This is a genomic window from Rhodocista pekingensis (assembly GCF_042665545.1).
GTDB lineage: Bacteria > Pseudomonadota > Alphaproteobacteria > Azospirillales > Azospirillaceae > Rhodocista > Rhodocista pekingensis.
This window is the reverse complement of sequence record NZ_JBHTCM010000025.1, coordinates 125,032-150,471: the sequence shown is the minus strand read 5'-3', so window position 1 is coordinate 150,471 and position 25,440 is coordinate 125,032. Positions and strand designations below refer to the sequence as shown.

At 70.4% G+C, this 25,440-nt stretch carries 19 protein-coding genes and 1 riboswitch; of the genes, 16 read left to right on the top strand and 3 right to left on the bottom strand.

The genetic code is table 11. From position 1 onward, the window contains the following. Positions 1-2 precede the first annotated feature (2 nt). The 5 genes from ACFQPS_RS17930 to bluB all read left to right on the top strand — a co-directional run bounded on the left by ACFQPS_RS17930 (position 3) and on the right by bluB (position 5,248). Positions 3-1,697, top strand: coding sequence for a hydantoinase B/oxoprolinase family protein (locus tag ACFQPS_RS17930; RefSeq protein WP_377360590.1), 1,695 nt, complete (start codon positions 3-5; stop codon positions 1,695-1,697). 12 nt (positions 1,698-1,709) lie between these two features. Beyond that, positions 1,710-2,033, top strand: a complete 324-nt coding sequence (locus ACFQPS_RS17925) for a cupin domain-containing protein (protein WP_377360589.1) — start codon at positions 1,710-1,712, stop codon at positions 2,031-2,033. Between the two features lie 6 nt (positions 2,034-2,039). Continuing rightward, positions 2,040-3,164 carry an NAD(P)/FAD-dependent oxidoreductase gene (locus tag ACFQPS_RS17920; protein WP_377360588.1) on the top strand — a complete coding sequence of 375 codons (1,125 nt, stop codon included), beginning with the start codon at positions 2,040-2,042 and terminating at the stop codon, positions 3,162-3,164. A 23-nt stretch (positions 3,165-3,187) separates the two neighbouring features. Then, on the top strand, positions 3,188-4,165 hold the full coding sequence (locus ACFQPS_RS17915; protein WP_377360587.1) for a dipeptidase: 978 nt from the start codon (positions 3,188-3,190) through the stop codon (positions 4,163-4,165). Positions 4,166-4,309: 144 nt separating this feature from the next. Beyond that, a riboswitch (cobalamin riboswitch) is annotated at positions 4,310-4,493 on the top strand. 47 nt (positions 4,494-4,540) lie between these two features. Next, entirely contained in the window at positions 4,541-5,248 is a 708-nt protein-coding gene (gene bluB / locus ACFQPS_RS17910; RefSeq protein WP_377360586.1) for a 5,6-dimethylbenzimidazole synthase, read from the top strand. A 55-nt stretch (positions 5,249-5,303) separates the two neighbouring features. Here the strand turns inward: bluB and ACFQPS_RS17905 are convergent, their stop codons facing one another. Continuing rightward, positions 5,304-6,617 (bottom strand): short-chain fatty acid transporter, encoded by a 1,314-nt coding sequence (locus ACFQPS_RS17905; RefSeq protein WP_377360585.1) that lies wholly within the window; start codon positions 6,615-6,617, stop codon positions 5,304-5,306. A gap of 219 nt (positions 6,618-6,836) precedes the next feature. On the opposite strand from ACFQPS_RS17905, the gene ACFQPS_RS17900 reads away from it, so the two are divergent. The 3 genes from ACFQPS_RS17900 (at position 6,837) to ACFQPS_RS17890 (ending at position 12,348) form a co-directional block, all read left to right on the top strand. After that, the gene (locus tag ACFQPS_RS17900) at positions 6,837-8,381 is read left to right on the top strand and encodes an adenosine deaminase family protein (protein ID WP_377360584.1); all 1,545 of its coding nucleotides are present in this window, start codon (positions 6,837-6,839) and stop codon (positions 8,379-8,381) included. Between the two features lie 446 nt (positions 8,382-8,827). Then, positions 8,828-11,797, top strand: coding sequence for a TonB-dependent receptor plug domain-containing protein (locus ACFQPS_RS17895; protein ID WP_377360583.1), 2,970 nt, complete (start codon positions 8,828-8,830; stop codon positions 11,795-11,797). Positions 11,798-11,907: 110 nt separating this feature from the next. Beyond that, complete coding sequence (locus tag ACFQPS_RS17890; protein ID WP_377360582.1) at positions 11,908-12,348, top strand: hypothetical protein; 441 nt, start codon at positions 11,908-11,910, stop codon at positions 12,346-12,348. Here the strand turns inward: ACFQPS_RS17890 and ACFQPS_RS17885 are convergent. Next, on the bottom strand, positions 12,326-13,435 hold the full coding sequence (locus ACFQPS_RS17885) for a PAS domain-containing sensor histidine kinase (RefSeq protein ID WP_377360581.1): 1,110 nt from the start codon (positions 13,433-13,435) through the stop codon (positions 12,326-12,328). The genes ACFQPS_RS17890 and ACFQPS_RS17885 overlap by 23 nt on opposite strands. 419 nt (positions 13,436-13,854) lie before the next feature. Between ACFQPS_RS17885 and ACFQPS_RS17880 the strand changes: the two genes are divergently transcribed. From ACFQPS_RS17880 to ACFQPS_RS17870, 3 genes are read left to right on the top strand one after another with little or no spacing between them, the layout of a single operon-like run. Then, positions 13,855-14,844, top strand: a complete 990-nt coding sequence (locus ACFQPS_RS17880) for an HlyD family secretion protein (RefSeq protein WP_377360580.1) — start codon at positions 13,855-13,857, stop codon at positions 14,842-14,844. Further along, the gene (gene rbbA / locus ACFQPS_RS17875; protein ID WP_377360579.1) at positions 14,831-17,599 is read left to right on the top strand and encodes a ribosome-associated ATPase/putative transporter RbbA; all 2,769 of its coding nucleotides are present in this window, start codon (positions 14,831-14,833) and stop codon (positions 17,597-17,599) included. Before ACFQPS_RS17880 ends, rbbA begins: the two co-directional genes overlap by 14 nt. 3 nt (positions 17,600-17,602) lie before the next feature. Continuing rightward, complete coding sequence (locus ACFQPS_RS17870) at positions 17,603-18,727, top strand: ABC transporter permease (protein ID WP_377360578.1); 1,125 nt, start codon at positions 17,603-17,605, stop codon at positions 18,725-18,727. Positions 18,728-18,734: 7 nt separating this feature from the next. Here the strand turns inward: ACFQPS_RS17870 and ACFQPS_RS17865 are convergent, their stop codons facing one another. After that, positions 18,735-19,310 carry a helix-turn-helix domain-containing protein gene (locus tag ACFQPS_RS17865; protein WP_377360577.1) on the bottom strand — a complete coding sequence of 192 codons (576 nt, stop codon included), beginning with the start codon at positions 19,308-19,310 and terminating at the stop codon, positions 18,735-18,737. A 379-nt stretch (positions 19,311-19,689) separates the two neighbouring features. On the opposite strand from ACFQPS_RS17865, the gene ACFQPS_RS17860 reads away from it, so the two are divergent. The 5 genes from ACFQPS_RS17860 (at position 19,690) to ACFQPS_RS17840 (ending at position 25,352) form a co-directional block, all read left to right on the top strand. After that, complete coding sequence (locus ACFQPS_RS17860) at positions 19,690-20,646, top strand: carbohydrate ABC transporter permease (RefSeq protein WP_377360576.1); 957 nt, start codon at positions 19,690-19,692, stop codon at positions 20,644-20,646. A gap of 12 nt (positions 20,647-20,658) precedes the next feature. Continuing rightward, a complete protein-coding gene (locus ACFQPS_RS17855) occupies positions 20,659-21,492 on the top strand; it encodes a carbohydrate ABC transporter permease (RefSeq protein ID WP_377360575.1) in 834 nt (277 codons plus the stop codon). Positions 21,493-21,547: 55 nt separating this feature from the next. After that, positions 21,548-22,711 carry an ABC transporter ATP-binding protein gene (locus ACFQPS_RS17850; RefSeq protein WP_377360574.1) on the top strand — a complete coding sequence of 388 codons (1,164 nt, stop codon included), beginning with the start codon at positions 21,548-21,550 and terminating at the stop codon, positions 22,709-22,711. A gap of 80 nt (positions 22,712-22,791) precedes the next feature. Further along, positions 22,792-23,997 (top strand): MFS transporter, encoded by a 1,206-nt coding sequence (locus ACFQPS_RS17845; protein ID WP_377360573.1) that lies wholly within the window; start codon positions 22,792-22,794, stop codon positions 23,995-23,997. 80 nt (positions 23,998-24,077) lie between these two features. Further along, positions 24,078-25,352 (top strand): ABC transporter substrate-binding protein, encoded by a 1,275-nt coding sequence (locus tag ACFQPS_RS17840; RefSeq protein WP_377360572.1) that lies wholly within the window; start codon positions 24,078-24,080, stop codon positions 25,350-25,352. Positions 25,353-25,440 lie beyond the last annotated feature (88 nt).

Genomic DNA, 25,440 nt, shown 5'->3' with positions numbered 1-25,440 from the left:
CCATGCAGCCCGCGGACAGCTTCACCCGTGAGGTGATCAAGAACGCCCTCGTCGCCATCGGCGACGAGATGTTCACGGCGCTCAAGCGCACCAGCATGAGCCCGATCATCTACGAGACGCTCGACTATGCCATCGGCATCACCGACGCCGCCGGCCGCCTGATCGCCCAGGGCAACGGCGTGCCTCTGTTCATCGGCACCCTGGATGCCGCCGTGCGCTCCGTGCAGGAGAAGTTCGCCGGCCCCGGCCGCATCAGTCCCGGCGACGTCTTCATCACCAACGACCCCTATGGCGGCGGCGGCACGCACCTGTCCGACGTGACGCTGGTGCGCCCCATCTTCCATGAGGGCACGCTGCTGGCCTGGGCCGCCAACAAGGCGCACTGGACGGAGGTCGGCGGCAAGGACGCCGGCAGCTTCAGCCCGAACACGACGGAGATCTACCAGGAGGGCTTGCAGTTCCCCGCCGTCCGCCTGTTCGACCAGGGCCGCATCAACGAGGCGCTGGTGGACATGATCCGCGCCAATGTGCGCCTGCCGGACATGACCCTGGGCGACATGTGGGCCGGGGCCGCCGCGCTTCAGCTTGGCGAGCGGCGCTTCCTGGATCTGGTGGCCAAGTACGGCACGGCCGGCGTGGCCGACGCGGTGGAGCACCTGCTGGACCATGGCGAGGCGATGATCCGGCAGGAGCTGGCGCGGCTGCCCAAGGGCACCTTCACGGCGGAGGACATGGTCGACGATGACGGGCTGGGCAACGGCCCCTTCCCGGTCCGCGTCGCCATCACCATCACCGACAGCGAGTTCATCGCCGACTTCACGGGCAGCGCCGCCCAGGCGCCAGGCCCCATCAACAACACCCGCGCCGGCCTGCTGTCGGCCGTGCGCGCCGTGTTCAAGGCCCTGACCAACCCGGCGATCCCGGCGACCGAGGGCGTGTTCCGGCCGCTGAAGGTGATCTGCCCCGACGGCACCGTGATGACGGCCAGCCGCCCGGCCCCCGTCTCCATCTACTACGAAACGATGATCTCGGCCGCCGATGTGATGTGGAAGGCGCTCGCCCCGCACATGCCCGACCGGCTGCCGGCGGGGCATTACGGGTCGGTCTGCGCCACCGTGATCGCCGGCCGGCACCCCGACAGCGGCGATTTCTTCCTGCTGGTGGAGCCCCTGGCCGGCGGCTGGGGGGCCGCCTGCGACGGTGACGGCCAGCAGGGCCAATTCTGCGTCGGCAACGGGGAGACCTACAACATCCCGGTGGAGGTGACGGAGGCCCGCTACGGCGTGCGCGTCGAGCGCTTCGGCTTCCACACCGAGGATGGCGGCGCCGGCCGCTTCCGCGGCGGCAAGGGGTTGCAGCTCGAATACCGGGTGCTGGGCGACGGCGCCTTCATGTCCACGACCTTCGGCCGCTACCGGCACCGCCCCTGGGCCATGCAGGGCGGCCAGGAGGGCTCGCCCAACTTCGCCGAAGTGGTAAGGGGCGACGGTGAGGTCGTCCGCTTCAGCAAGACGGCACGCCTGCCGCTGGCAAAGGGCGATCTGGTGCGGCTGGTCACCGGCACCGGCGGTGGCTGGGGCGACCCGCGGGAGCGGGACCCGGCGCGCGTCGCGGCGGACCTGCGCGACGGCTATCTGACGCCCGCCCAGGCGGCGCGGGATTATGGCCATGCCAGCGGCCAGACCGGCGGCCAGTGAGGAGAGACGGACATGCGGACCTTCGCCATCGCCGACCCGGTGGACGGGGCGCTGACGCGGGAGCTGGGAGTGCTGGACCTGCCCGGCGGCGGGCGCCTGCGCATCGGCACGGCCCTGCTGCCGGCCGGAGCGCGGATTCCCGACACGGGCGCCTCCCTGCACGCCGGGCATGAGCTGTCCGTCATCCTGTCCGGCCGGGCGGAGACGGAAAGCGGCGGCGAGGCCGCCGTCATCGGCGGCGGCATGGTCAGCGTCATCCCGGCGGGGGAGCCTCATGTCGCCGTCGTGCAGGAGGAGATGCGGCTTGTCTATTTCATGCTGGAACCGGCAAGCTGAGACGCCATGGACCAGCGGGCGGACATCGTCGTCATCGGGGCCGGGATCGCCGGGCTGTCGGCCGCAGCCTTTCTGGCGCCGCGGCGGCGCGTCCTGGTGCTGGAGGCGGAGGCGCAGCCCGGCTACCACGCCTCCGGGCGCACCGCAGCCCTGTTCGCCGAAGCCTACGGCAACGCCCCCGTCCGGGCCCTGACCCGCGCCAGCCGGCCCTTCTTCGAGGCACCCCCGGCGGGGTTCTGCGACCAGCCCCTGCTGCATCCGCGCGGCACCCTGTTCATCGCCACGCACGACCAGGCGGAGAGCCTGGCCGCCACCGCCGCGGAGATCGGCCCCACCCTGCGCCACCTTGACCCCGCCCAGGCGGTGGCGCTGGTGCCGCGGCTGCGGCGCGAGCGGCTGCTGGGCGCACTGCACGATCCGACCGCCGCCGACATCGACGCGCACGCCCTGATGCAGGGCTTCGTCCGCATGATCCGGGAGGCCGGCGGCGCCGTCCTGACCGGCCGCGCGGCCGACGCGATCGAGCGCACGCCGGACGGCTGGCGCATCCGGACGGGCGGGGAGACGGTCGCGGCCGACCTCCTGGTCGATGCCGCCGGCGCCTGGGGCGACCGTGTCGCCACCCTGGCCGGCATCGCCCCCGTGGGGCTGGAGCCGAAGCGGCGCACCGCCTTCCTGTTCGATCCGCCGGCCGGGCTGGACACCGCCGGCTGGCCGATGGTGATGGACGTGGACGAGAGCTTCTACGTGAAGCCGGAGAGCGGCCGCCTGCTCGGCTCCCCTGCGGACGAAAGCCCGTCCGATCCCTGCGACGCCCAGCCGGACGATTATGACATCGCCGTCGCCGCCGAGCGCATCCAGGAGGCGCTGGACCTGGAGTTCCGGACGCTGAAGGCGAAGTGGGCGGGGCTGCGCACCTTCGCGCCCGACCGCACCCCCGTCGCGGGCTTCGACCCGGGGGAGGACCGCTTCTTCTGGCTGGTCGGACAGGGCGGCTACGGGATGCAGACCGCCCCGGCGCTGGGACGGCTGGCCGCCGGGCTGATCCTGGACGGCACCCTGCCGCAGGACTGCCGGGACGAGGGCGTCACGGCCGCGGACCTCGCCCCCGGACGCTTCGGGGGACGCTGATGGCCGGAACCGGGGAGGGGCCGATGCCACGGGACATGACGGGCAGGCCGCGGATCGTCTGGGACAACCATGCCTGCATGCCGCTACGCAGGGATGCCAGCTTCCTGCCACAGCTCCAGCGCCTGCGCGAGAGCGGCTTCACCATGGTCAGCCTGAATGTCGGGATGGACCAGACCCCGGCGACCGAGATCATGGAGACGGCGGCCTTCTTCCGCGACTGGATCGAGGCACGCCCGGACGAGTACTGCCTGGCCGGCAGCACCGAGGACGTGGTGGACGCCGCCGCCACTGGCCGGCTGGGCGTCGCCTTCGACATCGAAGGGGCGGGCTCGCTCGCCGTCCGCCCGGAATTCGCGGAGATCTACCGCTCCCTGGGCGTGCGCTGGATCAGTCTGGTCTACAACCGGACCACGGGCATCGGCGGCGGCTGCCATGACGACGATCCCGGCCTGACCGCGGCCGGCGCCCGTGCCGTGCAGGCCATCCAGGAGGCCGGCATGGTCGTCTGCCTGAGCCATACCGGCTGGCGCACCGCGCGCGACGTGCTGGAGCGCGCCGACCGGCCGGTGATCTTCTCCCACTCCAACCCGCACGCGCTGAAGGCGCACGGGCGCAACATCGGCGACGATCTGATCCGGGCCTGTGCCGCCACGGGCGGGGTGGTCGGCATCAACGGCGTGGACCTGTTCCTGGGCGGGGAGCCGACGCCGGAGCGGATCGCCGCCCATGTCGCCTATGTCGCCGATCTGGTCGGGCCGCAGCATGTCGGTCTGGCCCTGGACTACGCGTTCGACCAGGAGGAGCTGCGCGCCTGGCTGCACCGGCACCGGGACCGCTGGTCGCCCGAGCTTGGCTACCGGCCGGACATCGCCATCGCACCGCCCGAAAGCCTGGGCGGCATCGTCGAGGCGCTGACCCGGCTGGGCTTCGCAGCGCCCGAGCTGGACATGGTCCTGGGCGGCAACTGGCTGCGCGTGGCCCGGCGCTGCTGGAACGCCTGAGCCCGTCGGGCGCAACCGCTCCACCTGACCCGTGCCGTCCGACCGCACCGCGCGCGGTATCGGCCCCGTGACCTTTTCCGCGACCTGCTGTCCCTGCCCCGACGGGGCGCGTTGCCGCGCTGGATCGCCCGGCGGCATCCGTGTATCGATGGCGCCGTTCCAGGTGCCCGGATGCCTTCGGGAGAATCGGGAAGGCAGTGGAAGTCTGCCACGCGCCCAGCGCTGTGAAGGGGACCTTCCGGACGGATGCCACTGGCCCCGCGGGCCGGGAAGGTGTCCGGAAGGGCTGAGCCTGAGTCAGAAGACCGGCCTGGAACGTCCTGGGAAGCCGCCGTGGACGGGCGGTGACCCATGCTTGCCCATGCAGGGGAAACCATGGAAGCCAACCCGTATCAGGCCGACGCAGACTTCACCGCCGCCGAGCGCGACAGCGTCTACAAGTGCATCTTCAAGCGGCGCGACGTGCGCGGCCAGTTCCTGCCCGATCCGATCCCGGACGAGGTGCTGGGGCGCATCCTGAAGGCCGCCCACCATGCGCCGTCCGTCGGCTTCATGCAGCCCTGGGACTTCATCGTCGTGCGCGACCCGGACGTGAAGCTGAAGGTGCGCGACGCCTTCCAGACCGCGAACGCCGAAGCGGCCGACATGTTCGAGGGCGACCGGCAGGAGACCTACCGCCGGCTGAAGCTGGAGGGCATCGTCGAGGCGCCGGTGGGCATCTGCGTCACCTGCGACCGCGAGCGCACCGGCCCGGTCGTGGTCGGCCGCACGCACCAGCGCGAGATGGACCTCTACAGCGCCGTCTGCGCCGTGCAGAATCTCTGGCTGGCCGCGCGGGCGGAGAATGTCGGCGTGGGCTGGGTCAGCATCCTGCGCCATGCCGACCTGCGTGAGGCGTTGGGCATCCCGGCCTCGATCCAGACCATCGCCTATCTCTGCGTCGGCTATGTCTCGCACTTCTTCCAGAACCCGGAGCTGGAAGCGGCGGGCTGGCTGCCCCGCACGCCGCTGCGCGACGTGGTCTGGTTCGACCGCTGGCACGGCCGCACGGGCGAGGAAGCGCTCCTGAAGCAGCTCGGGTGATCCGGCGCCGGTGCCGCCTTAGCGGGCGGCACCGTCCACCAGCCAGGGGTACCGCCTACAGAAAAAGGAAGCCCAGGGAGATGACGACGCCCGAGAGCAGCAGGATGACGAGGCAGTAGCCCATCACATCCTTGGCCCGCAGCCCCGCGATGGCCAGGGCCGGCAGGGCCCAGAAGGGCTGGATCATGTTGGTCCAGGCATCGCCCCAGGCGACCGCCATGGCCGTGCGCGGCACGTCCGCCTGAAGCTCCAGGGCGGCGGGCAGCATCACCTGGGACTGCACCGCCCACTGGCCGCCGCCCGACGGGATCAGGATGTTCAGCAGCCCCGCGCTCCAGAAGGTGAAGAGCGGCAGGGTCTGGGCCGTCGAGATCGAGACGAACCAGGCCGAGAGATCGCGCGCCAGCCCCGATCCCACCATCATGCCCATGATCCCGGCATAGAAGGGGAACTGGATGATGATGCCGGCAGCGCCCTTCACCGCTTCCTCCAGGCTGCGCAGGAAGCGGTAGGGCGTGCCGTGCAGGAGGATTCCCAGCATCAGGAATCCGAAATTGACGATGTTGAGGTTCAGGCCGCCGCCCTGGCCCCAGACATGGACGGCGAGATAGGCAAGACCGAGTCCCCCGATCGCCAGTGCCAGCAGCCGGCTGTGCTCCAGATGCTCGGCCGGCCGCTCCGCCACGGCCCCGGTCGCGGGCGTCGGGTCGGTCAGCCTGTCCGGGTCCACGAAGACCGGGCGTGCCCCATGCCCCAGCATCAGCCGGTTGGCGAGGGGGATCAGCACGAACAGGGCCAGGACGATGGTCAGGTTGAAGCCGGCGAAGATCGTCTCGCTGGTCGGCACGACGCCGATCATCTTCTCCGTGAAATGGCCAGGTGTGGCGATGACCAGGGGCACCGACCCCGAAAGGCCGCCGTGCCAGACGACGAAGCCGCTGTAGGCGGAAGCGATCAGCAGCGGGTAATCGACCCGCACCCGGCGGGCGAGCTGGCGGGCGAACAGGGCCCCGATCACCAGCCCGAACCCCCAGTTCACCCAGCTTGCGACCAGGGAGACGACCGTGACCAGCACGACCGCCTGACCCGGGCTCCGCGCCAGCGTGGCCAGCGCCCCGAGCAGGCGGGCGAAGACGGGCGTGCTGGCGAGCACGAAGCCGGTGACCAGCACCAGAAGCATCTGCATGCTGAATTCCAGCAACTGCCAGAAGCCCTTGCCCCAGTGCTCCACCATCGCCAGGGGGGACTGGCCCTCGACGGCGATGCCCAGGACGAACACCAGAATCGTCAGCAGCAGCACCAGGACATAGGGATCGGGAAGGAAGCGTTCGGTCAGGCGGGTCGAGGCCAGCGTCAACGGTCGGAACATGCTTTCTCCTCAGTGATGGCCAGCGGCGGCGGGAAATCCCGCCCGTGGCCATCCTTCTACCAGCAGTGACGCCCGGTTCTACCCGTAATGACGCCCGGCCGGTCGCTTCGTTCCCGCCATCGCGGCGATGCGCCCCCGGCACCGGGCGATACCCCGTTTGCACGGCGCCTCCGATCTGGTCATATCGGCACTTCCGTTCCGCCTTCCCGGACAGATCCGATGCGCCGTGCCCTGCCCCTGCTGCTGCTCCTCTCCCTGCTGACGACGGGATGCGCGGCGCTGCCGGAGCGGGGACCGACGCAACCGTCAACCATGGACATGGAGGCGGTGTTCGACGCGGCCCGGACGGACGCGGCGCAGCTCACCCGGTTCCTCACGGCCCTGCCGAAGGGGGCCGACCTGCACAGCCATCTGAGCGGTGCGGTCTATGCCGAGAGCTTCGTCACCTGGGCGCAGCAGGACGGGCTGTGCTTCGACCGCGCGGCCCGCGCCATCCTGCCGCCGCCCTGCCGCCCGGCCGACGGGGTGCCGGCGGTGGCGGATCACGCCAAGGCGCCCGGCGGCCATGGCGAGATGCTGAACGCGCTGTCGATCCGCGGCACCGGCACCGGCATGGTGGACGGGCGCGACCAGTTCTTCTCCACCTTCGGCCGGTTCGGTGCCGTCTCCGCCGTCCGCACGGGTGACATGCTGGCGGAGGTGGCCCGCATCGCGGCGGACGAGCACATCCTGCATCTGGAGGAGATGCTGTCCCTGCGCTCGGCCGACCTGCGCGCCCTGGCCGCCACCCTGCGCTGGTCGGACGATCTGGACGCCCAGCTCTCCGCCGTGCGCGGCCCGGCCCTGGACGCGGCGGTCACGGCGGCCCGGGCCGATCTGGACCGGCACGAGGCGCGCCAGCGGGCGGTGCTGGGCTGCGGCCCGGACGGGAGCGGGCCGGCCGCCTGCGCCGTCGGCATCCGCTACATCCTCCAGGCGAACCGGAGCGGCACCCCGGCCGAGGTCTTCGTCCAGGCGGTGTTCGCCGCGACCCTGGCGGGGGCCGATCCCCGCGTGGTCGGGCTCAACCTCGTGGCGCCGGAGGACGGGCCGTCGGCCCTGCGCGACTTCGACGCGCAGATGCGGGTGCTGGGCTTCGTCACGGCCCGTTTCCCGCACCTGAACCTCGCCCTGCACGCCGGTGAGCTGACCCCGGTGCTGGCGCCGCCGGCCGCCCTGCGCGACCACATCACGAAATCCGTCGCCGTGGCCGGGGCAGACCGGATCGGCCATGGCGCCGCCATCGCCTATGAGACGGACGCCGCCGCGACATTGGACCGGATGGCGCGGGAGCGCATCCCGGTCGAGGTGCTGCTGACCAGCAACGAGCAGATCCTGCACCTGGACCGCGACACCCACCCGTTCCGGCTCTACCGCGCCCATGGCGTACCGCTGGTGCTCGCCACCGACGACCAGGGCGTCTCCCGCTCGACGCTGGCGCTGGAGTACGTGAAGGCCGTGCGCTGGTTCGGGCTGGACTACGCGACCGTGAAGCGGCTGTCGCGGGACAGCCTGCGCTACAGCTTCCTGCCCGGCGACGACCTCTGGGCCGATGCGGAGACGACCCGGATCGTCCCCGCCTGCGCGGGCGACGGTCCCGGCATCCCCTCCCCCGGCCCGGCCTGCGCCGGGTTCCTGGCCGGCAGCGAGAAAGCCCGGACCCAGTGGCGGCTGGAGGCGGCGCTTGCCGCCTTCGAGGCAGCCGAGCTGGCCCGTCACAGATAGGGTATCCGCCGCCGGGCGGAGTCGGGGCATGACGCCGGGCGGGAACGCCCGCAGCGTCATCGCGCTTGGGCGCCTCGCGCAGACTGCCCCTTCCGAAAGGGCGGGGATGCGCCGGACAGGCGCCCCGCAGCCTATGTATTCACGCACATGATATGCCCGCCTTCCTATGACGGTCGGGTGAATAAATCACCCACGCAATCAACCGCTAAACAAATCATACTGCTTTATAGTGGGTAAGTTGTTGCAAGTTTTCAACACGCGCCAGATCTTGGCGCCCTTTCTCTTTCGCGACATTCCGAATCCGAAGTTCCCGATGCTAGCTCGCGGGAATGGCCTGCCCGGCATCGCCTGCGCTGACGGGGGGCGGCAACCGTCACCCGGCGCGGCCGGGTGGCCCGCGACAACGAACGGCAGGCCGCAACGGCCGCCGGAACAGGGAACCGGGAATGAGCAGACTGACAGGGAACCATCGGGCGCGCCGGGTGCCCGGAACGCTCCGTGCCTCCATGCTGGCCGGGGCCGCACTGGGAACGCTGGCGACCGTCCTTCCGGCCGCGGCGCAGACCCCGCAGGGTCAGGTCGAGGAGATCATCGTCACCGGCTCGCGCATCCGCCAGGGCAACCTGACCAGCACGAGCCCGGTGACGGTCATCGGCAGCGAGGAGTTCGACTTCCAGGGCACGACGCGGGTCGAGGACCTGGTCAACAACCTGCCGCAGGCCTTCGCCGACCAGGGCGGCAACGTCTCCAACGGGTCCACCGGCACGGCGACGGTGGACCTGCGCAACCTGGGCCCGACCCGCACCCTGGTGCTGGTGGACGGCAAGCGGCTGCCCGCCGGCACGCCGGGCGGCACGGACGCCAGTTCCGCCCCCGACCTGAACCAGATCCCGGCCGCCCTGGTGGAGCGGGTCGAGGTGGTGACGGGTGGCGCCTCCGCGGTCTACGGCTCCGACGCGGTGGCCGGTGTCGTCAACTTCATCATGCAGGACGATTTCGAGGGCGCCCGGGTGGACGCCCAGTACAGCTTCTTCCAGCACAAGAACGACAACCGTCTGGCCGATGTCGTCCGTGCCGCCAACTACGAGCTGCCCAAGGACGATGTCACGGACGGCTTCACCCGCGACATCACCGGCGTGCTGGGCATGAACTCGGCCAACGGCAAGGGCAACATCACGATCTACGCCGGCTACCGCGAGATCGACCCCGTCGTGCAGTCCAAGCGCGACTACAGCTCCTGCGCCCTGGGCACCAACGACGACGGCTCCGGCTATGTCTGCGCCGGGTCCGCCACCACCTATCCCGGCTACTTCGTCGTCGGCGGCGACCAGGAGCTGACGCTCGATCAGGCCACCGGCGGCTTCCGCCCGTTCGACCTGTCGACCGACCTCTACAATTTCGGGCCGCTGAACTACTACCAGCGTCCGGACGAACGCTATACGGCGGGCGCCTTCGGCCGCTACGAGTTCAATGAGACGGTCGAGGTCTATTCCACCTTCATGTTCCATGACGACCGGACGGTGGCCCAGATCGCGCCCAGCGGCCTGTTCGTCGGCAGCTTCACCACCCCCTGTTCGAACCCCTTCCTGTCGCCGCAGCAGGCGGCGACCCTCTGCACCGCGCAGGGGCTCGGCCCCGACGACACGGCCGAACTGCTGATCGGCCGGCGCAATGTCGAGGGCGGCGGGCGCCAGGACGATCTGCGCCACACCTCCTACCGCTTCGTCGGCGGCTTCCGCGGCGACTTCACGGAGGGGTGGAGCTATGACGCCTCCTACCAGTACGGCACGGTGGTGTTCGCCGAGAACTATCTGAACGACTTCTCCATCGCCCGCAGCCAGCGGGCCCTGGATGTCGTGACCGACCCCGAGACCGGCCAGCCCGCCTGCCGCTCCTTCGTGGACGGCACGGACCCGGCCTGCCGGCCGTACAACCTGTTCCAGATCGGCGGCGTCACGCAGGAGGCCCTGGACTATCTCCAGACCCCCGGCTTCCAGGAAGGCGAGACGGTGCAGGAGGTGCTGACCGCTTCGGTCTCCGGCGATCTGGGCCAGTACGGGGTCCGGAGCCCGCTGGCGACGGACGGCATCGCCATCGCCCTGGGGGCGGAGTACCGGCGCGAGGAGCTGGAGCTGCGCACCGATGCCGCCTTCACCACCGGCGATCTGGCCGGCCAGGGCGGCCCCACGATCAGCGTGGACGGCGCCTTCGACGTGCGCGAGCTGTTCGGGGAGCTGCGCATCCCGCTGGTCCAGGACAAGCCTTTCGTGGAGCAGCTCAGCCTGGACCTGGGCTATCGCTGGTCCGACTACAGCACCTCGGGCACGACCAACACCTACAAGGTGGCGGGCGACTGGTCGCCGACGGCGGACATCCGCCTGCGCGCCAGCTACAACCGGGCCGTCCGGGCGCCCAATGTGCGCGAGCTGTTCGCGGCACAGGGCGTCGGCCTGTTCGACCTGTCCGAGGACCCCTGCTCCGGCGCCACGCCGACCTTCACCCTGGAGCAGTGCGCGAACACCGGCGTGACGCCGGAGCAGTACGGCCGCATCCTCAACAACCCGGCCGGGCAGTTCAACCAGCTTGCCGGCGGCAACACGGAACTGGACCCGGAGAAGTCCGACACCATCGCGCTGGGGGCCGTCTTCACGCCCGGCTTCCTGGCGAACTTCAGCGTCGCCCTGGACTATTTCCGCATCAAGCTGGAGGACCAGATCGGCACGGTGCCGCCGACCCTGGCGCTGGACCAGTGCGGCCGAACGGGCGATCCGTATTTCTGCGGCTTCATCCAGCGCGGCGCGGGCGGCAGCCTGTGGACCGACCCCGAGGGCTACATCGAGGCGTTCAACCTGAACCTCGGCACGCTGGAGACCTCCGGCATCGACCTCGAAGTGGCCTACCGGATGGATCTGGCCGACCTGGGCCTGCCCGACCGGGGTGGCCTGTCCTTCACCTTCATCGGCACCTGGCTCGACAAATTCGAGAGCAAGCCGGTGCCGGTGCTGGATGTCGAGTACGACTGCGCCGGCTATTACGGCCCGACCTGCGAGGTGCCCCTGCCGGAGTGGCGCCACAAGGCGCGCGTCACCTGGTCGGCGCCGTTCGGGCTGGACGTGTCGCTGAGCTGGCGGCACATCGCCAAGGTCAACCTGGACCTCTCGTCCGACGATCCCGATCTGAGCGGCAACTTCGCCGCGATCGACGAGACGCTGGACAGCCAGGACTACTTCGATCTGGCGGCCAACTGGGAGTTCTACGAGGGCTTCACCCTCAATGCCGGCGTCAACAACCTGTTCGACAACGACCCGCCGGTCAGCTCCGAGGTCGGCACCGGCTTCGGCAACGGCAACACCTATCCCCAGGTCTACGACGCCCTGGGACGTTATGTCTTCGTCGGCCTGACGGCGCAGTTCTGACGCCGCAGGCCGGTCCCGACTGACGCGAAGCACCGGGAGCGGGACGCCCCCCGTCCCCGCTCCCGGCCCCACGCGGGCTTTCCGACGACAGTTCTCCGACGGGAGTGACCATGCGCCCTGTCCGCATCGCCGCCCTCCTCCTCCCCCTGCTGACGTCCGCGGGGGCCGCCGCGGACACGCTGGAGCGTGTCATGGCCTGCCGCACGGTCACGGCCCCCGCCGCGCGGCTGGCCTGCTTCGACGCCGCCACTGCGGCCGCGGCACCCCCAGCCACCGCGGCTCCGCCCGCGGTCGGATCGGAGCAGCTCATCCTGACCCCACCCGAGGGCGCGCCCGACCGGCTGCGCGCCGTCATCACCGACCTGCGCCGCGACCAGGACGGGCGCTGGCTGTTCACCCTGGACAACGGCCAGGTCTGGCTGCAACGGGAGGACGACCCGCTGCGCATCGGCATCGGCGAGACGGTGACCGTCAGGCCGGGGGCGTTCGGGTCCTACAGCATGGTGCCGGACAGCCGCCCGACCCGGATCAAGGTGCGGCGGGTGCAGTAGCGCCCTGACCATCCCCGGTCCAGAAATCCAGGGTCACGGAAAAGCGGGCGCCGCCGCCCGGGGCATGGCCGGCCTCCAGCCGGTGACCGAGCGCATCGCAGAGCCGGCGGCTGATGGCAAGACCCAGCCCCTGCCCGCTTTCCGGGCGGGTCCCGTGCTGATAGTCGGTCACCAGATGCGGCAGGGTCGCGGGGTCGATCCCGGGGCCGGTGTCCAGGACGTCGATGCGCAGGCGACCGCCGCGGCGGCGGCAGCCGAGCAGTACCCGGCCCGCCGGCGTGAACCGGATCGCATTGGACAGCAGATTGTCCAGGATGCGCTCCAGCAGCCGCGGATCCGACAGCACCGCGGAGCGGACGGGAACGACGACCAGATCCAGCCCCCGGGCCGCCGCGGCGACACGGTGCCGCTCCGCCACCCGGAGCAGCAGGTGCCCCAGGTCCACCGCCACCGCCTCGACCCGCCCCGCGCTGGCCCGGCCGAGGTCCAGGAACGTGGCACACAGGTCCCGTGCCGACGCCAGCGCCGCCTGCATTCCGTCCAGCGGCTCCCGGAAGCGCGGGTCGCCGCCGGCGCGCATGTCGAGCACGCCGGCCAGCAGGGTCAGAGCGTTCAGCGGCTGTTGCAGGTCGTGCGCGGAGGCTGCCAGCAGCCATTCCCGGAATCGGAGATCGGCGAGCGGGACCGCAGGGGACGCCTGCACCTCCCGCTCCACGGCGATGTAGCCACGGCTGCCGTCGGGATGCGTCAGCGGGGCTGCGATGATCTCGCAGAGATAGGGCTCGCCACCGCGGCGGTAGTTGAGCACCGTCGCCCGGGCCGGCCGGCCGGCCCGCAGCGCCTCATTGAAACCGGCGAAGGCCCGCGGGTCGGTTCCTGGGCCCTTCAGGATGACGGGCGTGCGCCCGACGGCATCACCGGCGTCGTAACCGGTCAGGCGGGAGAAGGCGGGATTGACATAGAGGATCGTCGGCCCCGGCGGGTCCAGCATCGCATCGGTGACCAGAACCGCCTCGTCCAGAGCCTCCCACAGGGGCTGGACCAGGGCCGCGGGCAGCGGTGACGGTGCAGTCGACTCGGGGGTCACGGATTCGGGCCTCCGGGGGGAATGCCGGCCAACCGGACAGCCGGCGTGGCCGGCCGGGAAGACCAGGGAAGAACCGGGAAAAGGTCCGAACCCCGGCCGATGAAAGAACCGCCTCTTCCAATCACAGGGAAACCGGAATGTCCGGCAAGGAAATGGACAATACCTTGGGCCACGGTCGCTGTCACATCGACAAAATCGGGACCGCGCCGCACGGGCGGGCGGCACACTGTCCCACCGGGACTTTCAGCGGGTCACGGAGGCACCTCTTGGGAGCGCCATGGACGTCGCCTCAGGTTGCAGACCATCCGACCGGTCGGGAATTGATCCACGACAACGCGGTCGAATTTCCGTGGCCATAGGCTATCGCCCTGATTTAACTGAAATCCTCCCCCCCCTTCACCGCAGCGCAGGTCCCCCCGATGCGCATCGCCCCCCTTCTCGCCATCCTGTCGGTCGCCGCCCTTGCCGGTGGCGGTTACATTTACTGGAGCAGTAACCACGCGTCCCGCGTACCGGACGGCTTCGCCAGTTCGAACGGCCGCATCGAGGTCGAACGCATCGACATCACGGCCAAATATGCCGGCCGCGTGGCCGAGATCCTGGTCCGCGAAGGCGACGACGTGCCCAAGGGCGCCGTTGTCGCCCGGCTGGACGACAATGAAACCCGCGCCCGCCTGCTGGCCGCCCGCGCCTCCGTGCGCCGGGCCGAGGAGGCCGTCGTCAAGGCCCAGGCGGAACAGAGGATCCGCGAGGCCGAATTCGACCTGTCCAAGGTGGAACTCCGCCGGGCCGTGGAACTGGAGCGCCGCTCCGCCGGTCCGGTGATGGACGTGGACCGTCGCAAGGCCGCGAACGCCGTGGCCGAGGCCACGGTGAAGGGCGCCCAGGCCACCGTTGCAGACGCCGAGGCCGCCAAGCAGGCCGCGGAGGCCGAGGTGGCACAGATCGAGGCCGTGCTGGCGGAACTGACCCTGGCCGCCCCCGTCGCCGGCCGCGTCGAATACAAGCTTGTGCAGCCGGGCGAGGTGGTGCCGGCCGGCGGCCGGCTGGCAACGCTGCTAGACCTGACGGACGTCTTCATGACCGTCTTCCTGCCGACGCGGCAGGCCGGGCAGCTCGCGCTCGGGTCGGAGGCACGGATCGTTCTGGACGCGCTGCCCGATTACGTCTTCCCCGCCACCGTCACCTTCGTCGCCGCGGAGGCGCAGTTCACCCCGAAATCCGTCGAAACGGCGGAGGAGCGGGAGAAGCTGATGTACCGGGTCAAGCTGTCCGGCGACCCGGCCCTGCTGGCGACCTTCCGCCGCTATGTCCGGGCCGGACTGACGGGGCAGGCCTATGTCCGCCTTGATCCGACCGCCGCCTGGCCGGAGTCCCTGGCGCCGAGGCTCCCCGATGCCCTCCACTGACCCGGCGGTCGTCGTCACCGGGGTCGGGCACCGCTACGGTGCCAAGGCCGCCCTGATCGACGTCTCCCTGACCGTTCCCGCCGGCGGCACCGTCGCGGTGATCGGTCCCGACGGGGTGGGCAAATCCACCCTTCTCGGCCTGATCGCCGGCGTGAAGAAGCTGCAGACCGGCCGCGTGCAGGTGCTGGGCGGCGACATGGCCTCATCCGCGCACCGCAACAGCGCCGCCCCCCGCATCGCCTACATGCCGCAGGGCCTGGGCCGGAACCTCTACCCCACGCTGTCGGTGGCGGAGAACATCGACTTCTTCGGCCGGCTGTTCGGCCTGTCGGCCGAGGAGCGGCGCCAGCGCGTCGGCCGGCTGCTGCGGGCGACGGGCCTGGACCCCTTCCCCGACCGGCCGGCCGGCAAGCTGTCGGGCGGCATGAAACAGAAGCTCTCGCTCTGCTGCTCGCTGGTCCACGATCCGGACCTGCTGATCCTGGACGAGCCGACGACGGGCGTCGATCCGCTGTCGCGCCGCCAGTTCTGGTCCCTGATCGCCTCCATCCGCGCCGACCGGCCGGGCATGACGGTGATCGTCGCCACCGCCTACATGGAAGAGGCGGCGCTGTTCGACCGGCTGGTCGCCATGGATGCCGGTCGCATCCTGGCGGCCGGCACGACGGCGGAAGTCCTGGCCGGGGTCGGGGCTGCGACACCGGAAGAGGCCTACCGCGCCCTGCTGGACCCCGCGGGCGGAAGCCATCCGGCCCTGGTCATGCCGCCCCGGCGGGAGGTCGAGGGTCCCCCCGCCATCCGGGCCGAGAACCTGACCCGCCGGTTCGGGAGCTTCACGGCCGTGGACCGGGTCAGCTTCAGCATCGGCCGGGGCGAAATCTTCGGCTTCCTGGGCTCCAACGGCTGCGGCAAGACCACCACCATGAAGATGCTGGCCGGATTGCTGCCGGCCAGTTCCGGATCGGCCGAACTGCTGGGCCGCCCGGTCACCGCGGGCGGCATCGAGACGCGGCTGCGCGTCGGCTACATGTCGCAGGCCTTCTCCCTCTACGAGGAGCTGTCGGTCCGCGACAACCTGATGCTGCATGCCCGCCTGTACCGTATCCCGGAAGCCGAGGTGGCGGCCCGGACCGAGCGGGCGCTTGACGGGTTCGGCCTGCGCGACGCAGCCGACACGGAACCCGCATCGCTGCCGCTGGGCATCCGCCAGCGGTTGCAGCTCGCCGCCGCCTGCCTGCACGATCCCGAAGTCCTGATCCTGGACGAACCGACCTCGGGCGTGGACCCCGCCGCCCGCGACATGTTCTGGCAGCTTCTGGGCGGGCTGTCGCGCGAGCGGGCGGTGACGATCTTCGTTTCCACCCACTTCATGAACGAGGCAGAGCGCTGCGACCGCATCTCGCTGATGCATGCCGGCCGGGTGCTGGCCGTCGGCACGCCGGCGGAGCTGGCCCGGGGCCATGCCGGTCTTGAGGACGCCTTCATCGCCCAGCTCGAAGCGGCGGGCGGCGGCGATCCCGGCGCAGCGGCGGCCCCCGCCGATACACCCCAGGGCGCTGGCGCTGATACCGGGACGGGTTCCGGGGCCGGCCGGAGACAGGCGGAGGCGAACCCGGAATCGCTCATCGTCTCGGCCGGCCGTGTCTGGGCCTTCGCCCGGCGCGAGATGGTGGAGGTGCTACGCGACCGCATCCGTCTGGCCTTCGCGCTGCTGGGGCCGCTGCTGCTGCTGGTCACCTTGGGCTATGGCATCAGCTTCGACGTGGAGGACCTGTCCTACGCCGTGTTCGACCGCGACCAGAGCCTGGAAAGCCGGCGTCTGGTGGAAGAATTTGCGGGCTCGCGCTATTTTTCCGAGCGATCACCGATCCGGAGCGACGCGGAGATCGACCGCCGCCTGCGCTCGGGCGAACTGAAACTGGTCGTGTCGATCCCGCCGGGATTCGGGCGCGACCTGCTGAGCGGACACGGTCCTGAACTGGCGGTCTTCCTGGACGGGGCGATGCCGTTCCGGGCAGAGACGGCGCGTGGCTATGTCCAGGGCATCGCGCTGCAATACGCCAACAGGCTGCTGTCCACGGAGGCGTCCGTACCAGCCCAGAGCCTCCCGGCGCCGAAGGTCGAACCCCGCTTCCGCTACAACCAGGATTTCCGCAGTGCCGCCGCCATCCTGCCCGGCTGCATCATGGTGCTGATGATCCTGATCCCGTCCATGCTGACGGCGGTCGGCGTCGTGCGGGAGCGGGAGATCGGGTCGATCAACAACCTTTACGCTTCACCCGCCAGCGTGGGCGAGTTCCTGCTGGGCAAGCAGATTCCCTACATCGTCATCGGCTTCACCAGCTTCCTGACCCTGGTCCTGCTGGCGGATCTGCTGTTCGACGTGCCGGTGCGGGGCTCGCTGCCGGCGCTGCTGCTGGGGGGGCTGCTCTATGTCGGGGCGGCAACGGGGCTGGGGCTTGTCGTCTCCACCTTCGCCCGGACCCAGGTCGCGGCCATGGCGGCCGCAGCGATCCTGACCACGGTGCCGTCCATCAACTTCTCGGGCTTCCTCTATCCCGCCGCCACCGTCGAGGGGGCGGGGCACTGGATCGGCCTGGGATTCCCGGCCCTCTGGTTCCAGAACGTCAGCCTGGGGACCTTCGCCAAGATCCGGCCGTTCGAGGCGTTCCACCTGGACTTCCTCGTGCTGTTCGGGTTCTGCGCGGGCTTCCTGATCGTGGCCAGCCTGATGCTGGCGAAGCAGGAGCGCTGAACCATGCGGCAATGGCTGAAGAACGTCTTCCGCCTGGGCGCCAAGGAACTGGCCAGCTTCATGGCCGACAAGGTGCTGCTGGGCCTGATCATCTATTGCTTCACCCTCTCCATCTACGAGGTGGCGACGGGGGTGGAGACGGGGGTGAAGAACGCCACCGTCGCCATCGTCGACAACGACCATTCCATCCTGTCGAGCCGTATCGCCCAGGGCCTGCTGCCGCCGGAGTTCGGCCGCACGGTCCTGATGGACCGGTCGCAGGTGGACGCGGCGATGGATGCCGGGGAGGTCACCTTCTCCCTGGATCTGCCGTCACGGCTGGAGGCCGACCTGCTGCGCCGGCACGAACCGATCGTGCAGCTCAACATCGACGCCACCGCCATGACCCAGGCGGGCCTGGGCTCCGTCTATGTGCAGTCGATCATCCAGCGGGAGACGGCGGCCCTGCTGACGCCGGCGCTGGAGACCGCCCAACCCATCACGCTGGTCACCCGGGCGCTGTTCAATCCGAACCTGGAGTCGATGTGGTTCCAGTCGGTGATGGAGGTGATCCGGAGCGTGACGATCCTGTCCATCCTGCTGGTGGGGGCCGCCGTGATCCGCGAGCGGGAGCACGGTACGATCGAGCACCTGCTGGTGATGCCGGTCACCGCCAGCGAGATCGCGGCGGCGAAGATCTGGGCCAACGGTCTGGTCATCCTGCTGGCCGTCGGGCTGTCCCTCCTGCTGGTGGTGCAGATAATGCTGGACGTGCCGATCCACGGGTCCATTCCACTCTTCCTGGGCGGGACGGCCCTCTATCTGTTCGCCACCACCTCGCTGGGCATCCTGCTGGCGACCGTCACCCGGTCGATGCCGCAGTTCGGTCTGCTGGCAATCCCCGTGTTCCTGGTCCTTGATCTGCTGTCCGGCTCGACCACCCCGGTGGAGAGCATGCCGGACGGGCTTCAGACCGTGCTCCAGGCCTCTCCCACAGTCCACTTCGTGAAGCTGGCGCAGTCGATCCTGTTCCGTGGCGCCGGGGTCGAAACCGTGTGGCCGCAGATGCTGCTGCTCGCGGGGCTCGGCTTCGTCTTCCTGATGGTCGCCCTGTCCCAGTTCCGCAGCATGCTGGCACGCAGCCAGTAGCGGTCCCTCAGCCGCGCCGGGCGGCCCGTTCGATATCCGCGGGGTCCCAGATGGCCCCGCGGCGGCGACGGGGCCTGCGCCCCTGGCGTCGGGTGCCGTCGCCCGGGGCGGCGGCCGTCCCCCCGTCCGCCTCCTCCGGCGGGCCGGCCGGTTCGCTCTCCTGGTCCAGCAGGGAGCCGTCCACGCTCCGCCCCTCCGCAAGCGCCTTCGCAAGCCCGACGATGGCATGGCGCACGCCGGCGGGAATGCGACGGCTGGCCGACAGCAGGTTCAGGCTTTCGCGGTCCAGGGCGGTGTCGCGGGTTCCGATCGGCGTCGCCCCCAGACCTTCGAGCAGATCGGCCGGGGTAGTGTCCAACGCATTGGCAAGCTTGAGAAGAGTTGGAACCGCCACCCGGTTGGACCCGCGCTCATACTTCTGGACCTGTTGAAAGGTCAGCCCTACCCTTCGGCCCAATTCCTGTTGGGTCATCCCCAAGAGACCGCGCCGGGCCCGTACCCTCTCCCCTAGGGCGGCGGAAACGGCCGCGTCTTCTTCGCTCTGCCGCGGCCCGCGCCGCCCGCGGTTTCCCTTTTCCACCATGGTCTCACCACTGGTCGGCTATTGTTGGGAAAGTATATAACGCGAAAAGCCTCCGAAGAAAACACGCGTGTATTCGAGTCCGGATTCGCCGGCTGCGCGAAACCGGAGGGGGCCGGCGCGGAAGGCGACCGCGGGCCATGCTCCGGTTCGGGCGCATTACCCCGTTGAAATTAATGCCTTGGCGGCGGCGCCCGCCGGGACGAATCCCGCCCTGCCCCGTTGAACCTCGCAAGCAGAGTAGAAAAAGCACCCGCCGGGCACCGGACCGGCCGGGCCGCAAGGGAGGACCAGGCATGCCAGACGGGAGTCGGCCGCGGCGGGGACCGTGCAGGTCCGCACCACCCCCTGGTGACCGGGGCCACCGGATAGGAGGCCGCCGATGACGGCAACCACACCCGGTAGCCTGACCGGGGCCGAAAGCCGGAACCGGGTCGGGGGCGAAACCGTCGGCCGCCTGGAACAGCGCCGCCGCCGCGCGGCCCTGCTGTTCCTGCTGCCGACCGTCGTGGCACTGCTGCTGGTCGCGGGCTGGCCGCTGCTGCGCACGGTCTATCTGGGCTTCACCGATGCCCGCCTGGGCGGCACGGAAGAAGCGGCTTTCATCGGTTTCACCAATTTCGGCTACCTGCTGACCGATCCGGCCTGGTGGCAGGCCACCTGGGTCACGCTGAAATTCGCCTCCGCCTCGGTGGTGCTGGAGACACTGCTGGGCATGGTCATCGCCCTGGTGCTCAATGCACACTTGCCGGGTCGCGGCCTGATGCGGGCCGCCGTGCTGGTGCCCTGGGCCATTCCGACCGTCATCAGCGCCCAGATGTGGGGCTGGATGTACCACGACCTCTACGGCGTGGTGAACACGCTGCTGGTCGGGATCGGGATCCTCGACGCCCCGGTGGCCTGGATGGCCGATCCCGACACGGCGCTCTGGGCCATGGTGGCGGTGGATGTCTGGAAGACGACGCCCTTCATGGCGTTGCTGATCCTGGCGGCGTTGCAGACCCTGCCGACCGAGATCTACGAGGCCGCACGGGTGGACGGGGTACATCCGGTGCGGGTCTTCTTCCGGGTGACGCTGCCGCTGATCCGGCCGGCCCTGATGGTCGCCATCATCTTCCGCGCCCTGGACGCCCTGCGCATGTTTGATCTGGCCTATGTGCTGGCCGGCGGCAATCCCGCCACGGCGACGCTGTCCGTCTATGCCCGGCAGAATCTGGTGGACTTCCAGGACGTGGGCTATGGCTCGGCCGCATCCACCCTGCTGGTGCTGCTGATCCTGCTGATCACCATCATCCTGTTGACGGTCGGCCGCGTGCGGCTGGCCGCCGACACCCGCTGAGGGGGACCGGCCATGCGCGTGAAACGGCAGATCGGACAGGTCCTCTTCTACGTCCTCGTGGCGGTCCTGCTCGTCTACACCCTGTTCCCGTTCTACTGGGCCATCGTCTCGTCCCTGCGCAGCGGGCAGGCCCTGTTCAGCACGGACCTGATCCCCACGGACCCGGTCTGGGAGAACTACGCCGCCGTCTTCCGCGAGCAGCCCTTCGCCCGCAACATCCTGAACTCGGTGATCGTGGCCGTTTCGGTGGTGACGCTGTCGCTGCTGCTGTCGCTGACGGCCGCCTATTCGCTGGGCCGGGTGCGCTTCCGCGGCCGCGGCTTCCTGCTGATGGTGGTGCTGGCCGTCAGCATGTTCCCCCAGGTCGCCGTGCTGTCGGGTCTGTTCGAGCTGATCCGGATCATGGGTCTCTACAACTCCCTGACCAGCCTGATCCTGTCCTATCTGATCTTCACCCTGCCCTTCACGGTCTGGGTGCTGACGACCTTCATGCGGGAACTGCCCAAGGAGCTGGAGGAGGCCGCCCTGGTGGACGGCGCCAGCCCGTGGGTCATCCTGACCCGCGTGTTCCTGCCCCTGATGTGGCCGGCCATGGTGACCACGGGGCTGCTGGCCTTCATCGCCGCCTGGAACGAGTTCCTGTTCGCCCTGACCTTCACCCTGTCGAACGAGATGCGGACCGTCCCCGTGGCGATCGCGCTGATCACCGGGGCCAGCCAGTACGAGCTGCCCTGGGGCCGGGTGATGGCGGCGAGCGTCATCGTCACCGTGCCGCTGATCGTGCTGGTGCTGATCTTCCAGCGCCGGATCGTCGCCGGCCTCACGGCCGGCGCGGTCAAGGGCTGACCCCGCTTCGGCGGCCCGGGAAACGGACAAGGGAACGAGCAAGAGGGAGGATGCCATGGCTGCGGTCGAACTCCGCGACGTGGAGAAGCGGTTCGGCAAGGTCCAAGTGATCCGCGGTGTCGATCTGTCGATCGAGAGCGGTGAGTTCATCGTCTTCGTCGGCCCGTCGGGCTGCGGGAAGTCCACCCTGCTGCGGCTGGTGGCGGGCCTGGAGGAACCGACGGGCGGCGAGGTCATGATCGGGGGCAAGGTCGTGAACCACCGGCCGCCATCGGACCGGGGCATCGCCATGGTGTTCCAGTCCTATGCGCTCTACCCGCATATGACCGCCTACGAGAACCTGGCCTTCGGGCTGAAGCTGGCGCGCACCGGCAAGGGGGAGATCGACGCGGCGGTGAAGGAAGCGGCGCGCCTGCTCCAGATCGAACCGCTGCTCGACCGCAAGCCGCGCGAGCTGTCCGGCGGGCAGCGCCAGCGCGTCGCCATCGGCCGGGCGCTGGTCCGGCACCCCCAGGTGTTCCTGTTCGACGAGCCGCTGTCGAACCTGGACGCCGCGCTGCGGGTGCAGACCCGGCTGGAGATCGCCCGGCTGCACAAGGAACTGAAAGCGACGATGATCTATGTGACGCACGACCAGGTCGAGGCGATGACCCTGGCCGACCGCATCGTCGTGCTGAATGCCGGCCGGGTCGAACAGGTGGGCTCGCCGCTGGACCTGTACGAGCGTCCGGCCAACCGTTTCGTCGCCGGGTTCATCGGCTCGCCCTCCATGAACTTCCTGAAGGTCGCGCTGGCCGGATTGCAGCCCGACGGCATCGCCGTCACCCTGCCCGGCGGGGCCACGGCGGTCATCCCCGTGATCCCGGAAGGGATGGAGACTCCCGGCGCCGACCTCACCCTCGGCGTCCGGCCCGAGCATCTGACGCTGGGAGAGCCGGAGGCCGGCGTGCCGTCCGCCAGTGTTCCGGGCAGGGCCGTGCTGGTGGAACAGCTCGGCGAGAGCGGGATCGTGCATGTCCGCCTTGCCGATGGCAGCACGCTCGCCGTGCGCCAGCCGGGCACGGTGATGATCGGGCTGGACAGCCCGGTCCAGGTGGTGCTGCCCTTGCACCGGCTGCACCTGTTCGATGCCGACGGGGCTGCCTTCCGCCGCCAGCGTGACCCGGCACCGCATCGGGCGGAAGCGGCGCCGGGGTCCACCGCCAGCTCCGCCGCCTGACCACTCCCTGTCCGCGGGCTTCTGGGGCGATGTTTCTTCGACCGGTCGCTCCGACGGCCGACACCGAGGATCCTGCGCACATGGACAGCCTGACACCGCCCAAGACCGTTGCGACGGTGCCGGGATCGGACGAGGCCGCGGAAATGGTCCGCCGGGCCGGACGCGCCCGCTGGGCCGTCTTCCTGGTCTTCTTCGTCAACGGCTTCGTCTTCGCCAACTGGGTCCCGCGGGTCGCGGAGGTGCGGACGGCGCTGGGCGCCTCCGAAGGGGAGATGGGGCTGGCGCTGCTGGGAATCGCCGCCGGCGCCGTCGTCGCCATGCCGCTGGCGGGCTGGGCCGCCGGGCGCTGGGGCACGCGGCCGCTCTGCCTGGGGGCGACCGCCCTGCTGGGACTGGTTCTGCCGCTCGCCGGGCTGGCGACCAGCCTGCCGACCCTGGCGGCGGCGCTGGTCCTGTTCGGTGCGGTCAGCGGCACGCTGGACGTCGCCATGAACGTACAAGGGGCGGAGGTGGAGCGCCGCCTGGGCCGGCCGGTCTTCGCCGGTTTCCACGGCGGCTTCAGCCTGGGCGGGTTGGCCGGTGCCGGGACGGCCGCGCTCCTGGCCGGGTCGGGCGCGGACCCGGCGACGCAGTTCCTGCTGATCGGTCCGGCCGCCAGCCTCGTCGGCGTGCTGGCCGCCGGGCGGATGCTGCGGCGGGCCGCGGCCGGCGGCCATGCCGGCTTCCACCTGACGGCCCTGCGCGGACTGGGCGGGCTGTCGGCCATCGCCCTGATCTGCCTGCTGGCCGAGGGGGCGGTGGCGGACTGGAGTGCCATCCTGCTGGCAGACTGGCGTGCTGCCGGGCCGGAGGCGGCGGGGGCCGCCTTCGCCCTGTTCTCCGCCACCATGGCCGCGGGACGGCTGACGGGAGATCGCCTGATCGCCCGGGCCGGGGCGCGGGCCGTGCTGACGGGCGGCGGATTGCTGGCCGCCGGCGGTCTGGCGCTGGCCGTCGCCGTGCCGTCCGCGACGGCCACGGTGCTGGGCTTCGGCATCGTCGGCGCCGGCCTGTCCTGCATCTTTCCGTTGACGCTGCTGCTGGCGGCCCGGGCGGCCGGCGCCTCCGCCGGGCTGGCCATCGCCGCGGTCTCGACCGTGGGCTACGGCGCCTTTCTGGGCGGCCCGCCGAGCCTGGGCTTTCTGGCGGAGGCGGTCACCCTGCCCTGGGCCCTGGCGGCCGTGGCGGTGCTGCTGGCGCTGGTCCCGCTGCTGGGCGCCCGCCTGCCCCGGCACGCAACAACCTGAGTCCCCGGCCGTTCCATGACGGCGGGCGGGCGGAGCCCGGCTCCGCCGGAACCACGAACCGTCACGGGAGGAAACGGACCATGGGACTGAAGAGCCTGATCCTGGCGGCCGCCGCGACCGCGGCGCTGGCCACGGCGAAAGCGGCGGTGGCGGCGACCGTCACCATTTCCTGCGGCGCGCTGGGGGCGGAGCTGCAACTCTGCCAGCAGGGGGCCGAGGCCTGGGCGGAGAAGACCGGCAACCAGGTCAAGGTCGTCTCCACGCCCAGCTCCGCCACCGAGCGGCTGGCGCTCTACCAGCAGATGCTGGCGGCCCGCTCGGGCGACATCGACGTCTATCAGATCGACGTGATCTGGCCCGGCGTGCTGGCGCAGCATTTCGAGGATCTGTCCGGCGCCGTCGACAAGGCGACGCTGGCGAAGCACTTCCCCAGCATCGTCGAGAACAACACGGTGGGCGGCAAGCTGGTCGGCATGCCCTGGTTCACCGATGTGGGTCTGCTCTACTACCGCACGGACCTCTTGGAGAAGTACGGCCGACCGGTGCCGACCACCTGGGCGGAGCTGGAGGAAACGGCCCGGGTGATCGTCGAGGGCGAGCAGAAGGACGGCAACCCGCGGCTCCAGGGTTTCGTCTTCCAGGGCAAGGCCTATGAGGGCCTGACCTGCAACGCGCTGGAGTGGATCGACAGCCACGGCGGCGGCGGCATCGTCTCCGGCGACGGCGAGATCACGGTCGCCAACCCGCAGGCGGTCGAGGCCATCCGGCAGGCCGCCGGCTGGATCGGCACGGTCACCCCGCAGGGGTCCCTGAACTACGGCGAGGAGGAGGCCCGCAGCGTCTTCCAGTCGGGCGACGCCGTGTTCATGCGCAACTGGCCCTATGCCTGGTCGCTGGCCCAGGGCCCGGACAGCCCCGTCAAGGACAAGGTCGCCGTCGCCGCCCTGCCGAAGGGCGACGACCAGGGCAAGCACTCCGGCACGCTGGGCGGCTGGCAGCTCGCAGTGTCGCGCTACTCGGCGAACAAGGAGGCGGCGATGGATCTCGTGCGCTATCTGGCGGGCGAAGAGGAGCAGAAGCGCCGCGCCATGGAGGGGTCGTTCCTGCCCACCATCCAGTCGCTCTACCAGGACGAGGAGACGCTGAAGGCGGTGCCGATCATGCGCGAGCTGGTCGACTCGCTGAAGAACGCCGTGGCCCGGCCGGCGACCGTGACCGGGGACCGCTACAACCAGGTCTCCACCGAGTTCTTCACGGCGGTCCACTCCGTCCTGACCGGCCAGCGACAGGCGGACGCGGCGATGGAGGACCTGCAACGCCGCCTGGACCGGCTGAGCCGGGGCGGACGCTGGTAAGTCGGCTCCCTGCGGACCCGCGGCCCGGGTCCGCAGCCCCGGGGGCGAAGGCCGGGCCGCGAGAAAGGAGATGCCCGGCCCGCCCGGA

Excerpts from the sequence above, each read along its gene's own strand:
- ACFQPS_RS17845 (WP_377360573.1), top strand. The coding sequence starts at position 22,792 with ATGGACAGCCTGACACCGCCCAAGACCGTTGCGACGGTGCCGGGATCG.
- ACFQPS_RS17890 (WP_377360582.1), top strand. The coding sequence starts at position 11,908 with ATGCGCCCTGTCCGCATCGCCGCCCTCCTCCTCCCCCTGCTGACGTCC.
- ACFQPS_RS17905 (WP_377360585.1), bottom strand. The coding sequence starts at position 6,617 with ATGTTCCGACCGTTGACGCTGGCCTCGACCCGCCTGACCGAACGCTTC.
- ACFQPS_RS17850 (WP_377360574.1), top strand. The coding sequence starts at position 21,548 with ATGGCTGCGGTCGAACTCCGCGACGTGGAGAAGCGGTTCGGCAAGGTC.
- ACFQPS_RS17920 (WP_377360588.1), top strand. The coding sequence starts at position 2,040 with ATGGACCAGCGGGCGGACATCGTCGTCATCGGGGCCGGGATCGCCGGG.
- ACFQPS_RS17925 (WP_377360589.1), top strand. The coding sequence starts at position 1,710 with ATGCGGACCTTCGCCATCGCCGACCCGGTGGACGGGGCGCTGACGCGG.
- ACFQPS_RS17895 (WP_377360583.1), top strand. The coding sequence starts at position 8,828 with ATGAGCAGACTGACAGGGAACCATCGGGCGCGCCGGGTGCCCGGAACG.
- ACFQPS_RS17900 (WP_377360584.1), top strand. The coding sequence starts at position 6,837 with ATGCGCCGTGCCCTGCCCCTGCTGCTGCTCCTCTCCCTGCTGACGACG.
- ACFQPS_RS17880 (WP_377360580.1), top strand. The coding sequence starts at position 13,855 with ATGCGCATCGCCCCCCTTCTCGCCATCCTGTCGGTCGCCGCCCTTGCC.
- ACFQPS_RS17865 (WP_377360577.1), bottom strand. The coding sequence starts at position 19,310 with ATGGTGGAAAAGGGAAACCGCGGGCGGCGCGGGCCGCGGCAGAGCGAA.
- rbbA (WP_377360579.1), top strand. The coding sequence starts at position 14,831 with ATGCCCTCCACTGACCCGGCGGTCGTCGTCACCGGGGTCGGGCACCGC.
- ACFQPS_RS17930 (WP_377360590.1), top strand. The coding sequence starts at position 3 with ATGCAGCCCGCGGACAGCTTCACCCGTGAGGTGATCAAGAACGCCCTC.
- ACFQPS_RS17840 (WP_377360572.1), top strand. The coding sequence starts at position 24,078 with ATGGGACTGAAGAGCCTGATCCTGGCGGCCGCCGCGACCGCGGCGCTG.
- bluB (WP_377360586.1), top strand. The coding sequence starts at position 4,541 with ATGGAAGCCAACCCGTATCAGGCCGACGCAGACTTCACCGCCGCCGAG.
- ACFQPS_RS17855 (WP_377360575.1), top strand. The coding sequence starts at position 20,659 with ATGCGCGTGAAACGGCAGATCGGACAGGTCCTCTTCTACGTCCTCGTG.
- ACFQPS_RS17870 (WP_377360578.1), top strand. The coding sequence starts at position 17,603 with ATGCGGCAATGGCTGAAGAACGTCTTCCGCCTGGGCGCCAAGGAACTG.
- ACFQPS_RS17915 (WP_377360587.1), top strand. The coding sequence starts at position 3,188 with ATGCCACGGGACATGACGGGCAGGCCGCGGATCGTCTGGGACAACCAT.
- ACFQPS_RS17860 (WP_377360576.1), top strand. The coding sequence starts at position 19,690 with ATGACGGCAACCACACCCGGTAGCCTGACCGGGGCCGAAAGCCGGAAC.